This is a genomic window from Bradyrhizobium sp. Kon10, from assembly GCF_055807395.1.
The window spans coordinates 149,633-163,048 of sequence record NZ_JBVVOZ010000008.1 but is presented as its reverse complement, the minus strand read 5'-3'; the positions used below and the strand labels follow the sequence as shown (position 1 = coordinate 163,048).

Genomic DNA, 13,416 nt, shown 5'->3' with positions numbered 1-13,416 from the left:
GGAAGGGCCGCCGAAGCCATCCCCAGCGCTATTCCCCTCCTTGACTCCCCCAAAATTCGTTATACAACATAACTATTCTGACAAGGACGCAAATGACACAGGGAAACGCCGAGACCGCTGACGCGGGCGCCTCCGGGCTGTTGAGGATCGAGCGGGTGGACCGGGTCTTGACCGTGAGTCTGAACCGGCCGGCCAAGCGCAATGCGCTCAACGACGGCATCATCCTGGAAATCGGCGAGTGCTTTGCCTCCCTCCCCGAGGAAATCGGCGCGGTCGTCATCCACGGCATCGGCGATCATTTCTCCTCCGGCCTCGATTTGTCGGAACTCCAGGACCATGACGCCACGGGCGGCCTCCTGCATTCGCAGATGTGGCACCGGGTGTTCGACCGCATCCAGTACAGCCGCGTGCCGGTGATCGCTGCGCTGAAAGGCGCCGTGATCGGCGGTGGGCTGGAGCTTGCCTGCTCCGCTCATATTCGCGTTGCCGAGCCTTCGACCTACTTTGCCTTGCCCGAGGGACAACGCGGCATCTTCGTCGGTGGCGGCGGCTCGGTACGGCTGCCGCGGCTGATCGGCGTCGCCCGGATGATGGACATGATGCTGACCGGGCGCGTCTATTCCGCGACCGAGGGCGCCTCGTACGGCTTTGCGCAATACGTCACCGAGGCCGGCAACGGCCTCAGCAAGGCGCTGGAGCTCGCGACCAAGGTGGCCTCCAACGCGCCGCTGACGAACTTCGCCGTGCTCCAGGCACTCCCGATGATCGCAGAGGCCAATCCGCAGACCGGCCTCTTGATGGAATCGCTGATGGCGACGGTGGCGCAGAGCGACAAGGAAGCAAAGCGCAGGATCCGCGAGTTTCTCGAACACAAGACCGCCAAGGTAAAGCCGAAGTCATGAACGCACAGCCGTCCTCTTCCAGCACAGAGCGCGGTGCGAGCCCTTCTCCGCTGCGGCCGATCTCGTTCGGCGATCCCGCCGTCAGCATCGAGCGGCGCGACGACGGCACGATTTACCTGCGGCCAAAACAGCCGCTCGGCAACTATCCCGTTCGCATTACCGACCGCCTGCACCATTGGGCAACGACCACGCCCGACCGCGTCTTCATGGCGGAGCGCGAAGGCGGCCGCGGCTGGCGCAAGATCACCTATGCGGAGCTGCTCACCGCGACCCGGCACATTGCCTCGAGCCTGATCCAGCGCGGGCTGTCGACGGAGCGGCCGGTCGTGATTCTCTCCGGCAATTCGATCGACCACGCGCTGCTGGCCTTCGGCGCGTTCTATGCCGGCATTCCGTTCTGCCCGGTGTCGCCGGCCTATTCGCTGGTGTCAAAGGACTACGGCAAGCTGTCTTATTTGATAAAGCTGCTGACGCCCGGCCTCGTCTTCGCCGAGAACGCCGACAGATTCGCCGACGCGCTTGCCGCCAACGTCTCGCTCGGCACCGAGATCGCGGCGTCCTACGGCAGCGTACCGGGCCGCGACGTCACCTTGCTCGCCGACCTGATGGCGGCGCCGGTCCGCGGCGATCTCGACGACGTCCACGGCAGGATCGGCCCCGACACCATCGCAAAATTCCTGCTGACCTCGGGCTCGACCGGCAATCCCAAGGCGGTCATCAACACCCAGCGCATGATCTGCGCCAACCAGGTGATGCTGCGCGAGACGCTCGCCTTCCTCAAGGACGAACCGCCCGTCATCATCGACTGGCTGCCCTGGAATCACACCTTTGGCGGCAACCACAATATCGGGCTGACGCTCTACAATGGCGGCTCGATGTATCTCGATGCCGGCAAGCCGATGCCCGGCGGCATCGAGGAAACCGTGCGCAATCTCCAGGAGATTTCGCCGACGGTGTATTTCAACGTGCCCAAGGGTTACGAGTCGCTGCTGCCCTATCTGCGCGACGACCAGGGCCTGCGCGCCAAGTTCTTCGACCGGCTGCACGCGATGTTCTTCTCCGGCGCGGCGCTCTCGCCGTTCGTCTGGGACAGCCTCGACGAGCTCGCGGTTAAGGAGAAGGGCTATCGCGTGCCGATGCTGACCGGCTTAGGGGCGACCGAAACCGCGCCGTTCTTCATGTCGGTCAACCCGCGCACCAGCCGTTCCGGTCATGTCGGCCTACCCGTATCAGGGAACGACGCAAAGCTGGTGCCGAACAACGGCAAGCTGGAAGTGCGCTGCAAGGGGCCGAACGTCATGCCCGGCTACTGGCGCCAGCCCGAGATCACGGCAAACTCCTTTGACGAGGAAGGCTTCTACAAGCTCGGCGACGCGCTCAAGCCCGCCGACCCCAATGATCTCAATGCCGGCTTCGATTTCGACGGCCGCATCGGTGAGGATTTCAAGCTTGCGAGCGGCACCTGGGTCAGCGTCGGCCCGTTGCGCGCGCGTTTCGTCGCAGGCTGTGCGCCGCTGGTGCGCGACGTCGTCATCGCCGGCATCAATCGCGACGAGGTCTCCGCGCTCGTGCTGCTCGATCTCGATGGCTGCCGGCTGATCAACCCGACGCTGCCGGCCGACAATCTCGCCGTCACGGCCCGCGACCGGCTGGTGCGCGACGCCTTCCGCGAGCGCCTGACGCAGTTCCTTGCCTCGGCCACCGGCTCGTCGACCCGGATCACGCGCGCGATCCTGCTGGACACGCCGCTCTCGATCGACAAAGGCGAGGTCACCGACAAGGGCTCGATCAACCAGCGCGCGGTGCTGGAACATCGCGCGGCATTGATCGACGAGCTCTACGCTGCCAATCCCTCGGACCGTGTGATATCGGTCGGGTAAGAAACCATCGCATCAGGAGAACGCCATGTTGTTGAAGGATCAGGCAGCCATCGTCACCGGCGGTGCATCGGGACTCGGCGCGGCGACCGCGCGGAAGCTGGCGGCACAGGGCGCCAGGGTCGCGGTCTTCGACCTCAATGCCAAGCTCGCGGAAAGTGTTGCCGCCGAGATCAAGGGCGTAGCCGTGACCTGCGACGTCTCCGACGCCGCGTCCGCTGAAGCTGCGATCGCGCAGGCCGCGAAAGCCCATGGCCCGGCACGCGTGCTGGTCAACTGCGCCGGCATCGGCGTCGCCAAGCGGGTCGTCGGCCGCGACGGGCCGATGGCCCTCGCCGATTTCGACAAGGTGATCAAGGTCAATCTAATCGGCACCTTCAATATGCTGCGTCTCGCCGCAACCGAGATGTCGAAGCTCGAGCCGCAGGCGACCGGCGAGCGCGGCGTCATCATCAACACGGCGTCCGTCGCCGCCTATGACGGCCAGATCGGCCAGTCGGCCTATTCGGCCTCCAAGGGCGGCATTGTCGGCATGACACTGCCGATCGCGCGCGAGCTCGCGCAATTCGGTGTCCGTGTGCTGACAATTGCGCCGGGCCTGTTTCTCACGCCCCTGCTCGCCAACCTGCCGCAGGAAGCCCAGGACTCGCTCGCCGCAGCGATCCCCTTCCCGCGCCGGCTCGGCCACGCGGACGAGTTCGCCGCGCTCGCCCTGCACATGGTCGAGAATTCGTATCTGAACGGCGAAGTGGTCCGGCTTGACGGCTCGCTGCGCATGGCGCCGAAATAGGCCCGATACATGTTCGTGAACCGGCGCGAGGTCCAGATCCAGTGGGGCGATTGCGACCCCGCCAACATCGTCTACTACCCGCGCTATTTCGCGATGTTCGATGATTCCACCTCGACTCTGTTCGAGGTGGCCGGGTTCTCGAAGCAGGACCTGGTCCGCAAGTATGGTCTGGTGGGGATTCCGATGGTCGACACGCGGGCCAAGTTCTACATCCCCTCGACCTATGGCGACTGGATCACCATCGAGACGAAGATCGAGAGCATCAAGCGCTCGAGCTTCGAGGTGAAGCACAATGTCTATAAGGGCGAGGATCTCGCGATTGAGGGTTTCGAGACCCGCGTCCTGGTCGGGCGCGATCCCGTTAGCCCCGACAAGCTGAAATCGGCACCGTTCCCGGCGGAAATGGTAGCCAAATTCACGGGAAGTTAGGTCTGGAGCTAAATCGCCACATCGCCAAAAGAGGGGGCTGAATTACCCCCCGATTTCTGCTTTCAAGGAAACACGACAAGGGAGGAATGAATGAAACGCTTTTACCTGACCGCCGCCATCGCTGCGGCTACGCTTGCGCTGCCGGCGCTGCCCGCGCTGGCCCAAACCAATGAAATCACCATCGGCATCACCACCACCACGACCGGCCCCGGTGCCGCGCTCGGCATTCCCGAGCGCAATGCGCTGGAGTTCGTGCCGAAAGAGATCGGCGGCGTGCCGCTGAGGGTGATCGTACTCGACGACGGCGGTGATCCCACCACCGCGACCACCAACGCCCGCCGCTTCGTCACGGAATCCAAGGCCGACATCATCATGGGCTCGGCGCTGACTCCACCGACGATCGCGGTTTCCAACGTCGCCAACGAGGCCGGCATTCCGCATTTCGGCCTCGCGCCGTTCCCGATCACGCCGGAACGCATGAAGTGGTCGGTGGCGATGCCGCAGCCGATTCCGATCATGGGCAAGGTGCTCTATCAGCACATGAAGTCGAAGGGCGTGAAGACGGTCGGCTATATCGGCTATTCCGACTCCTATGGCGACCTCTGGTTCAACGACTTTAAGGCCCAGGGCGTGCCGATGGGCATGACCCTTGTGGACGAGGAGCGGTTCGCACGGCCCGACACGTCGGTCACCGGCCAGGTGCTGAAGCTCGTTGCCGCCAATCCCGACGCGATCCTGGTCGGCGCCTCAGGCACCGCCGCCGCGCTGCCGCAGACCGAGCTGCGCGAGCGCGGCTATCAGGGCCTGATCTACCAGACCCATGGCGCAGCGAGCATGGATTTCATCCGCATCGCCGGCAAGGCAGCGGAAGGCGTGCTGATGGCGTCCGGCCCGGTGATGGACCCGGAAGACCAGCCGGACGAGGCCGCGACCAAGAAGCCGGGCCTCGCGCTCAACACCGCCTATGAGGGCAAGTATGGTCCGAACAGCCGCAGCCAGTTCGCCGGCCATTCCTACGACGCCTTCGAGATCCTGAAGCGCGTCATTCCGGTGGCGCTGAAGACGGCCAAGCCCGGCACTCCGGAATTCCGCGAGGCGATCCGGCAGGCGCTCCTATCGGAGAAGGAAATGGCGGCGAGCCAGGGCGTCTACAACTTCACCGAAAAAGACCGCTACGGCCTCGACGACCGCTCGCGCATCCTGCTCACCGTGAAGAACGGCAAGTACGCGCTGGTGAGGTAAACGCGGCGACGATTTCGAAGACGAGAGCCGGCTCCATGGGGCCGGCTCTTTTGCTTTTGTCTTTGTGATCGAGTTGTAGCCCAGATGTCGCTGCGCTCCCTCTCCCGCCTGCGGGAGAGGGTTGGGGAGAGGGTTGCCTCCGCGCGGGGACTGTCGGACGTACGGAAAAAATACCAACGCGGAGAGAGCCCTCACCCGGCGCTTGGCGCCGACCTCTCCCGCAAGCGGGAGAGGTTGCAGCGAGCCTGCGGATGCACCAACCGCCACGCAGCCTGGCGGCTACGCCGCCTGCCGCAGCGGCGTCCAGGCGAATTCCGGATAGTAACTGTCCATCATGCGATCGACATAGGCGATCAAGTTTGGAAATCCCTCGGCACGTTCGCGCAGGCGGGATTCGAAGAACGGCGTCAAAATCCCGGCAAGCGCGCCGAACGCGGTCGCATCGACACCGCTGGGCTTGTTGCCCATCAGATAAGACTTGTCGCCGAGTTGAACCGAGAGTGCGAACAGCGAGCGCACGGCGAGATCAACGTCGTCATCGGGCCCGTGGCGGCCGAGGCCGGAGAGCAGATAATTCTCGGCCACGCGGAATTGCGCATCCTCACGCAACTTCTCGCGATTGTGTTCCGGCGCGCCATCGAAGAAATGCGCAGGCCCCTTGGCGAAATTCACTGGATCGACCCAGCGTGCGCCGACCAGCGCCCAATAGACGTGACTCTCGATCATGCGCTCGAACGCCCAGGCCTGCGCGCGTTCCGGCAAGGAGAGGCCGGCGTCGAAATCGAAGCCGTAGCGGCGCTCGAGATGGGCGCGAATGAACGTGGAATCGGCCACCGCCTCGCCGCCGTCGTCGATGAAAGGCAATTGTCCCTTGGGCGAGGCCGGCGGCATCGCCCGCTCCTTTCGATACGGCAGTTCCGCCATCTTGAGCTGCACCTCCGTCTTGGTGACGAAAGGGCTGATCTCCGGCAGGCCGAAGCCGGCGCCAAAGCCGTAAAGCGTAATCATGATAGCTCTCCTGAACGACGGAAAGAGTTGACGGAACCTAGTGCCGGGCTGCTGCCACCATGGTGGCAGCAGCCGTGATATCTTCTGCGAAGCGGGCCCCTCGCCAGGCGCGGCCCATGACGTGGTGGACCAGTGCGTCCATGGCCTGAACCAGTGAACGGGTCATGACGCTCACGAGCGTAACCCGGAGGTCGATACTGATGAGATCAGCGGATACGAGACGGCAGAAGGCCCAGGCCTGCCAGGCGTTGACGTCGAGCGCCTTGAACCTGAAGATCTTGAAATTGAAGGTCTGGCCGTCGAAAGCCTGGGCCGGCCACAACGGACCAACCGGGCCGAAACGGGTTGGAATGATCATGGACAAATCCTCTTCAGTCGATGTGTTGTCCCCGGTATAGAACTCCCCTGCTGCCAACATCCTGTCAGCAGCCGCGCGACGTTTTTGGAATCGATCACCGATAAGAGAATTGTCATGAGACGCGCCGACCGGCTGTTTCAGATCATCCAGGTGCTGAGGCGCACCCGCAAACCGCTGACCGCGGATGCGATCGCCGCCGAGCTCGAGACCTCGAAGCGCACCATCTATCGCGACATCGCGACGCTGATGGGCCAGCGCGTGCCGATCCGCGGCGAAGCCGGCATGGGCTACATCCTGGAAAAAGGTTTTGACCTGCCGCCCCTCATGCTGACACCCGACGAGATCGAGGCGGCGGTGCTGGGCGCACAATGGGTCGCGGGCCATGCCGATTCAACGCTGGCCCGCGCGGCCGAAGATTTGATGGCCAAGATCGCCGACACGGTGCCGGAGCGCCTGCGCCCCTTCGTGCTGGAGCCGGCAAGCCGCGCGCGGCCGAGCTGGAACAGGGAGCCGGACCGCCTGGATATGGCGCGCACGCGCACCCATATCCACGAGGGCAAGAAGATCATGCTGCGCTATCGCGACGAACAGGGCCGCGCCAGCGAGCGAATGATCTGGCCGATTTCGATCGGCTATCTCGAAGCCGTGCGTCTGCTCGCGGCCTGGTGCGAGCTGCGCAGCGACTTCCGCAGCTTCCGCACCGATCGCGTCGTGGAGGCAACCTACCTCGACGAGAGATATCCGGAGCGGCGCGACGTGCTGCGCGCGAAATGGCGTCAGAGCCTGGTCTGGGGCCCGCCCAAGGACACGTGACGACAATGCAAGAGGCGATCCCCATCGACGTGTCGAACTGCTGCCAGAGCTGCGGCGCGTGCTGCGGCTATTCGGCGAACTGGCCCCGCTTCTCGATCGAGAGCGACGAGGAGCTCGCGTTGATTCCTGACAAGCTCGTCAACGAAAGGCAATCCGGCATGCGCTGCGAAGGCGATCGCTGCTCGGCCTTGCGTGGAGAGATCGGGAAAGAGACCGCCTGCGGCATCTACGAAGTGCGGCCGGAGGTGTGCCGCACCTGCATGCCGGGCGACGCCGAATGCGCGATGGCGCGCCGCAAATTCGGGCTGCCGGTGATCGAGGTCGCTTAGGCGGGAACGGCCTCGGTGATCTCGTCGTCGATCTCGTCCTCCAACGGTGCGAGCACCGAGAGCGGCTTGGTCGACAGCGTGATCGGCTTGCGGCCGCCCGACAGCGAGGGCGACGATTTGGCGGTGCGCTCGCGCGACAGCGCGTAGAGCGTCGAGCCAACGCGGCCGCCGTTCTCGATCAGGTCGCGTTCGCTACAGCTCGCCGCGATCGCGACAGCCAGCGAGTGCAGATGGCTGCGGCGATAGCAGAACAGCGCCAGCATGGCGCGGACGTCCGGGGAAACAGTCTCAACCAGCCTCGGCAGGCCACTCTCGTTGGCGCGATACATTTCGCCAAGGAGTTCGTCGCGGACCGGGCAGAAATCGCTTTCATAGGCGTCGCGGCTTGAAAACATTGCGGTTCTCCCTCGATGCCGAAGATGCAGTGCAATTCTCTAATGAAAGGTTAACCACCCCGGCCGGTAGTTACCCGGGGTGCTTGCGCCCTGGCCGCGAATCAGTGCGCGCCCCCGGCGTCATGGCCGGGCTTGTCCGGGCCATCCACGGAAAGCCGAAAGGCGCGAAGAATGTGGATGCCGATGGACGATGACCTACGCCCAGAGGGCCGCCGTCCTTCAGTTCGCGGCCATGAAGATCGAGAGGCCAAAGCCGGTGAGATGATGCAGCGCCTGGTCGACGCCGATCAGGGTCCAGAACCAGGGATGCTCATGGTTGACGCCGAAATTGGCCGAGACCAGCCCCTTGGCCCGGTCGATCGTGATGTGGATGGCGAAATCGATCAGCGCCACGAACCAGAATCTGGGCGCGACGATCAGGATCAGCGGCAGCGCAACCGCAAGGTGAACCAGGCAGTGCACCAAAAGCGGCAGGGCCCAGCCGTGCTTCTGGTCCTTGCCGTGCGCCATCCAGGCGGTTTGCAAAACGAAATCGGCGATGATGTGCTTGAACGTGAGCAGCAACATCCAGCCAATGAGCGCTTCAACCGGAATCGCCGATGACATGGGTGGAAACGACAAAGCTGACGCCCTCATTGGCTTCGAAAGGAAAATGGAGCGTTCAGCGCAACTTCTTCTTGGGCCGATCAGACGATCGGACGGAGGATTTATGACATCTCCTGCCGCGGAATGCAGCCGGGGGGAACCGGAAAATCGGCAACTGTGACTAAACGGTGATAGGACGACCCATCGTCCGGGTCGCCTTGAGTAAAGGTTACCTTCGGCGCGGAATTTGCATTCTATTGCCAGAGCGCTATCATCCCCAGCTAGAGAAATAGCTTTCTTTTTTCAGACGCTTACGAATTTTCTTGCGCGTGCGGCCGGCGATACCGCGCCGCCCGGCATCCCGGAAATAAGGCCAGAGTGCTGCCATGAGTGCTGAAGGCCCGACCTCGTCCACCGAGCTCCCGCCGCCCCGGCGTCCCAAGGTGATCAAGACCAATCAGCAGCAGGTTCTGCTGTACGTCGTGCTGACCCTGCTGCTGTCGCTTGCGACCGTCTGGGCCGGCCGGGCCATGCTGCACAATTCGGAGACGCTGATCTTTGCCGTCGGCAGCCCCAACAGCGACGAGGCGCTGTTCGCGACCAAGCTCGCGGCCGTGCTGAAGAACAACGCCTCGCGATTCCGCATCAAGGTCGTCAACACTCCCGACAACGCCAAGGCGACCACGCAATTCGACCGCAAGCAGGCCGACCTTGCCGTCCTGCGCACTGATGCCAAGGTGCCGCTGCGGGCACGGGCGCTCGCAATCCTCGAGCACGATCTCGTGCTCCTGCTCGGTCCCGGCAACAAGAAGATCAAGTCGCTCGCCGAGCTGAAAAAGAAGAAGGTCGCAGTGGTCGCCGAGACCGAGTCCTCGCTTGCCTTCGTCCGCAATATTCTCGACATTCCCGACGGCCCGGACGCAGCGAAAATCCAGATGGCGCCGCAGGGCGCTACCCTGGACAAGCTGTTCGCGCCATCGAGCGGTTTTGGCGCGGTGATCGCCATCGTCCACGCCTCCAGGGCGGTACGGGACAAGGCCTATGAGCAGGTCGCCCGACGCGGCGGCTTCACGCTCAACGCGATCGACGAAGCAAAGGCGCTGGCGCGCAAATTCCCCGGGATTTCCGACGAGACTCTGACGGCGGGCACGCTATCCGCCTCGCCAGAGATTCCTGACGATGATCTCGATACGATCGGGCTGGAATGGCTGCTGGTCGCGCAATCCAAGATGTCGGCGACCACCGCCGGCGACCTCGCGCGCATCGTCTACGAGAACAAGTCCGCGCTCGGGCTCGACAGCGGCTTCGCGACGCACATCGAGCCGGCTTCCGTCGAGAAGGATGCTTTCGTGATGGCGCATCAGGGAGCTGCCGACTACATCAATGACGACACCAAGTCGTTCATGGATAAGTATAGCGACCTGATGTACCTGGCCGCCGGCGCGCTCAGTGTCATCGGCTCGATCTTTGCCGCGATCTACGCCAAGATCACCCGGATCGCGCCGGAGAAGGCCAGCGAGCTCGCCACCGCCATCCTCGATATCGGCGAACGCATCGAGCACGCCCATTCGCTGGATCAGCTCGAATGTCTCCAGGACGAACTCGAGGGGATTTTGCGTGGCGCGGTCATTGGCCTCAGGGACGGCACGATCAGCACCGACGGGCTCGATACGTTCAAGCTCGGCTATGAATTCGTGCGCGATGAGATTGACATGCGGCGGGGCTACCTGAAGCGGCACGCCGCCGAGACCGAGAAGGCTGCCCCCGAACCCACCCCTGTCCCGGACGACAACACCAATGTCGTGGTGGTGAAGACAGCTCAGAGTGCCTGAGCTGTCGATGGGTCTGGCGACCAGGCCAGCGGCATTGCCGGTGAATGCCGCCGCCAGGCCGGGGAACCGTCCGGGCATGCAACCGTTGGTTCACGGTACAACCGGAGAACGGGCCATGCGTCTGCTCCTTCTCATCATCTTGCTTGGAATGCTGGTCGCGGCTGGTTACTTCGCCTATTCGGCAATGTCGGTCGCGGGCGACCCGATCCCGACGGAAGGTTACGTCGCATTGGCTCTGGGTGCGGGATTCTCCTTAATCGTCGGTATCGGCTTGATGCTGTTGCTCTTTTTCAGCAGCCGTCGCGGCTATGACGAGCCCCCGCATTTCAAATAGCGATTCGGCCCGCTAGCGCGTCAGCCCAGCCCCCGGCGGCCGCCTCGTCGTTGACGGGCTCGGTGCGGGCGGGCACTTTGGCGCCGAAGTCCCAGCCGGGACCGCAAGAGCCAAGACCGAGCTGCCATCCCGCATGCCCAAGCCGATGATTCCCGCTCTGGCCCAGTTCGTGGCCGCCACGGCCGGCCGCAACATGACCAAGGCGGCCTATGTGGCGGTGACGATCGGCGTGCTCAGCATGGTGCTGCTGACGGTCAACCCGGCCTATGAGACGGCGCACCGCTGGGTCGATCTCCTGCTCTGGGCCTGTCTCGCCTATTTCGTGTTCGAATGGGTGGTCCGGCTGCGCCACATGACGCGAACGGGGCGGCTGTCGCTCTATATGTCCTCCTCCGCCGGACTGGTCGACACGGTCGGGGCCCTGGCCGTGCCGGTCGCGCTGATTCTTGGGGCCGAACCCAAGACGGCCTGGCTGCTCAGCGTGCTCTGGGTCCTGAAGGTGGTGCCGGGTATCCCCGGACTGCGGCAGCTGCGCCGGGTGCTCGTGCTGGAATCGGGACCACTGCTCAGCGTGCTCGTGATCTTCCTGATGGTGGTGTTCCTCGCCTCCGTCGCCGAATATTTTCTGGAGCGGGACGTGCAGCCGCAGACGTTTGGCAGCATCCCCGCCGCACTGTGGTGGGCCGTCGTGACACTGACGACGACAGGCTATGGCGACGTCGTGCCGGTCACGCCGCTAGGGCGCATGGTGGCGGCCCTGGTGATGATCTCCGGCCTCGGCGTGTTCGGCTTGTGGACCGGTATTCTGGCGACCGGATTTGCGGCCGAGACCCGCCGCGACAATTTCCTCAAGACCTGGGAATCCGTCAGCAAGGTGCCGTTCTTCGCAGCTCTTGGCCCCGCGGCCATCGCCGACGTCACCCACATGCTGCGCACCATGGAGCTGCCGGCCCGCACCATGATCATCCGGAAGGGCGCGCAGGGCGACTGCATGTATTTCATCGCCAACGGCGAAGTCGAGGTCGACCTGCCCGGCAAGAAGGTGCAGCTCGGCGATGGTGCTTTCTTCGGCGAGATGGCGCTGCTCGGCAACAACATGCGCGGCGCCAACGTTTCGACCACGAAAGTGTCGCGGCTCCTCGTGCTCGACCTCGTCGACTTCCGCGTGCTGATGGCGCGGCACCCGGATCTCGCCGAGACCATCGACGCCGAGGCCAAGCGCCGCGCGCTCGAAAACAGCTAGATGGAGACGAGAATGTCGGACATGGCCGACGGGGCAAGCCCGCCCGTGCTCGAAATCGATGGCCCGCGTGCCACCATCCGCCTCAACCGGCCAAGGCATCTCAACCGGCTGCAGGCGGAAGATCTCGGCGAGCTTGTCAATCTGTTCGACCGCATCGAGGCTGATCCGGCGATCCGCGTGCTGGTGCTGACCGGCACCGGACGTGCCTTCTCCGCGGGCTACGACCTCAACTCGGTCGCCGAACGTGCGGTCAGCGCCAAGGAAGAGCAGAGCGCGGGCTCGGCGTTCGAGGTGATCGTCAACCGGCTCGAGGATCTTGGCGTGCCGACGATCTGCCGGCTTAATGGCGGCGTCTATGGCGGCTCGACCGACCTCGCGCTCGCCTGCGATTTCCGCATCGGTGTCGACAGCGCCGAGATGTTCATGCCGGCGGCGCGGCTCGGGCTGCACTACTACAGGAGCGGCATCAAACGCTACGTCACACGGCTCGGCGTCGACAACGCGAAGAAGCTGTTCCTCACCGCGCAGAGGATCAGCGCACCGGAAATGCTACGCATCGGCTATCTCACTGCCATGGTCGCGATGGAATTTTTGGACGAGGAGGTCGACAAGCTCGCCAACATCGTCGCGGGCAACGCGCCACAGGCGATGCGCGGCATGAAGCGCGCGATCAACGAATTCGCCCGCGGCGAGCTCGATGAGCAAGCCGCCGACCAACGCCACCGCGACAGCATGCGCGGCGACGAGATCAAGGAAGGCATCAAGGCGTTTGCGGAGAAGCGAGCGCCAAGGTTTTGAAAGCAGTGGTTCACGCGCCTCATCTCCCGGTCGTCCCGGACAAGGCGCGAGGCCCGGGGACTTCGCTTGCACTTGCCCCACCATTGAGGGGCGCGTCGCGAAAAACCTAATGGCGAGGCGCTTTGCCGCGTCCGACGAAATAATCCTGAAACACGATTCTCCGCCCGCGGCATGAACGCGTTCACGCCTCGGCTCGACCGACATGCAGGGACACAACAACGGCCCCGCGCCACACTGGAGAATGAATATGTTTCGCAAATTTGCACTTGGTCTGATCGCTGCCGGCTCGCTCGGCGTCGCCGCTCTCGCCCCCACCGCTGCCTCGGCCCATGGCTTCCATCACTGGGGTCCCGGCTGGGGCTTTGGCGGCCTTTACGTCAACACCGGCGTCGGCAACTGCTATCAGGAGCGCGTCATCCAGACCCGCCACGGCGCACGCGTGCGCGTCGTGAATGTCTGCGGCTACGGGATCTACTGAGAT

16 protein-coding genes are annotated in these 13,416 nt (G+C 63.9%); 12 read left to right on the top strand and 4 right to left on the bottom strand.

Annotated features, from left to right (window positions below):
* Positions 1-92 precede the first annotated feature (92 nt).
* The 5 genes from AC0L2O_RS14355 (at position 93) to AC0L2O_RS14335 (ending at position 5,240) form a co-directional block, all read left to right on the top strand.
* Positions 93-902 carry a crotonase/enoyl-CoA hydratase family protein gene (locus AC0L2O_RS14355; protein ID WP_473370175.1) on the top strand — a complete coding sequence of 270 codons (810 nt, stop codon included), beginning with the start codon at positions 93-95 and terminating at the stop codon, positions 900-902.
* Positions 899-2,782: a feruloyl-CoA synthase gene (locus tag AC0L2O_RS14350; protein ID WP_473370174.1), complete on the top strand. Its 1,884-nt coding sequence runs from the start codon at positions 899-901 to the stop codon at positions 2,780-2,782. The genes AC0L2O_RS14355 and AC0L2O_RS14350 overlap by 4 nt, the downstream gene beginning before the upstream one ends.
* A gap of 25 nt (positions 2,783-2,807) precedes the next feature.
* Entirely contained in the window at positions 2,808-3,569 is a 762-nt protein-coding gene (locus AC0L2O_RS14345) for an SDR family NAD(P)-dependent oxidoreductase (protein ID WP_473370173.1), read from the top strand.
* A gap of 9 nt (positions 3,570-3,578) precedes the next feature.
* Positions 3,579-3,998: an acyl-CoA thioesterase gene (locus AC0L2O_RS14340; protein ID WP_473370172.1), complete on the top strand. Its 420-nt coding sequence runs from the start codon at positions 3,579-3,581 to the stop codon at positions 3,996-3,998.
* 90 nt (positions 3,999-4,088) lie between these two features.
* Positions 4,089-5,240 carry an ABC transporter substrate-binding protein gene (locus AC0L2O_RS14335; RefSeq protein WP_369720728.1) on the top strand — a complete coding sequence of 384 codons (1,152 nt, stop codon included), beginning with the start codon at positions 4,089-4,091 and terminating at the stop codon, positions 5,238-5,240.
* A gap of 279 nt (positions 5,241-5,519) precedes the next feature.
* On the opposite strand, the gene AC0L2O_RS14330 is transcribed toward AC0L2O_RS14335, so the two are convergent.
* Together AC0L2O_RS14330 and AC0L2O_RS14325 are read right to left on the bottom strand one after the other, a co-directional pair.
* On the bottom strand, positions 5,520-6,248 hold the full coding sequence (locus AC0L2O_RS14330; protein ID WP_473370171.1) for a glutathione S-transferase family protein: 729 nt from the start codon (positions 6,246-6,248) through the stop codon (positions 5,520-5,522).
* A 37-nt stretch (positions 6,249-6,285) separates the two neighbouring features.
* Positions 6,286-6,606, bottom strand: a complete 321-nt coding sequence (locus tag AC0L2O_RS14325; protein WP_473370170.1) for a hypothetical protein — start codon at positions 6,604-6,606, stop codon at positions 6,286-6,288.
* 114 nt (positions 6,607-6,720) lie between these two features.
* On the opposite strand from AC0L2O_RS14325, the gene AC0L2O_RS14320 reads away from it, so the two are divergent.
* Together AC0L2O_RS14320 and AC0L2O_RS14315 are read left to right on the top strand one after the other, a co-directional pair.
* Positions 6,721-7,419 carry a helix-turn-helix transcriptional regulator gene (locus AC0L2O_RS14320; protein WP_369720725.1) on the top strand — a complete coding sequence of 233 codons (699 nt, stop codon included), beginning with the start codon at positions 6,721-6,723 and terminating at the stop codon, positions 7,417-7,419.
* A 5-nt stretch (positions 7,420-7,424) separates the two neighbouring features.
* A complete protein-coding gene (locus AC0L2O_RS14315) occupies positions 7,425-7,748 on the top strand; it encodes a YkgJ family cysteine cluster protein (protein WP_473370169.1) in 324 nt (107 codons plus the stop codon).
* Here the strand turns inward: AC0L2O_RS14315 and AC0L2O_RS14310 are convergent.
* Together AC0L2O_RS14310 and AC0L2O_RS14305 are read right to left on the bottom strand one after the other, a co-directional pair.
* Positions 7,745-8,143: a hypothetical protein gene (locus AC0L2O_RS14310; protein ID WP_369720723.1), complete on the bottom strand. Its 399-nt coding sequence runs from the start codon at positions 8,141-8,143 to the stop codon at positions 7,745-7,747. The two genes, AC0L2O_RS14315 and AC0L2O_RS14310, sit on opposite strands and share 4 nt — an antisense overlap.
* Positions 8,144-8,362: 219 nt before the next feature.
* A complete protein-coding gene (locus AC0L2O_RS14305) occupies positions 8,363-8,710 on the bottom strand; it encodes a DUF3307 domain-containing protein (RefSeq protein ID WP_473370224.1) in 348 nt (115 codons plus the stop codon).
* A 404-nt stretch (positions 8,711-9,114) separates the two neighbouring features.
* On the opposite strand from AC0L2O_RS14305, the gene AC0L2O_RS14300 reads away from it, so the two are divergent.
* The 5 genes from AC0L2O_RS14300 (at position 9,115) to AC0L2O_RS14280 (ending at position 13,413) form a co-directional block, all read left to right on the top strand.
* On the top strand, positions 9,115-10,560 hold the full coding sequence (locus tag AC0L2O_RS14300; RefSeq protein ID WP_473370168.1) for a TAXI family TRAP transporter solute-binding subunit: 1,446 nt from the start codon (positions 9,115-9,117) through the stop codon (positions 10,558-10,560).
* 115 nt (positions 10,561-10,675) lie between these two features.
* On the top strand, positions 10,676-10,894 hold the full coding sequence (locus tag AC0L2O_RS14295; protein ID WP_369726617.1) for a hypothetical protein: 219 nt from the start codon (positions 10,676-10,678) through the stop codon (positions 10,892-10,894).
* Positions 10,895-11,027: 133 nt separating this feature from the next.
* Complete coding sequence (locus AC0L2O_RS14290; protein ID WP_473370167.1) at positions 11,028-12,137, top strand: cyclic nucleotide-gated ion channel; 1,110 nt, start codon at positions 11,028-11,030, stop codon at positions 12,135-12,137.
* A 12-nt stretch (positions 12,138-12,149) separates the two neighbouring features.
* Complete coding sequence (locus tag AC0L2O_RS14285; RefSeq protein WP_473370166.1) at positions 12,150-12,935, top strand: enoyl-CoA hydratase/isomerase family protein; 786 nt, start codon at positions 12,150-12,152, stop codon at positions 12,933-12,935.
* Positions 12,936-13,182: 247 nt separating this feature from the next.
* Positions 13,183-13,413: a hypothetical protein gene (locus AC0L2O_RS14280; RefSeq protein WP_369720719.1), complete on the top strand. Its 231-nt coding sequence runs from the start codon at positions 13,183-13,185 to the stop codon at positions 13,411-13,413.
* The last annotated feature ends 3 nt before the right edge of the window (positions 13,414-13,416 follow it).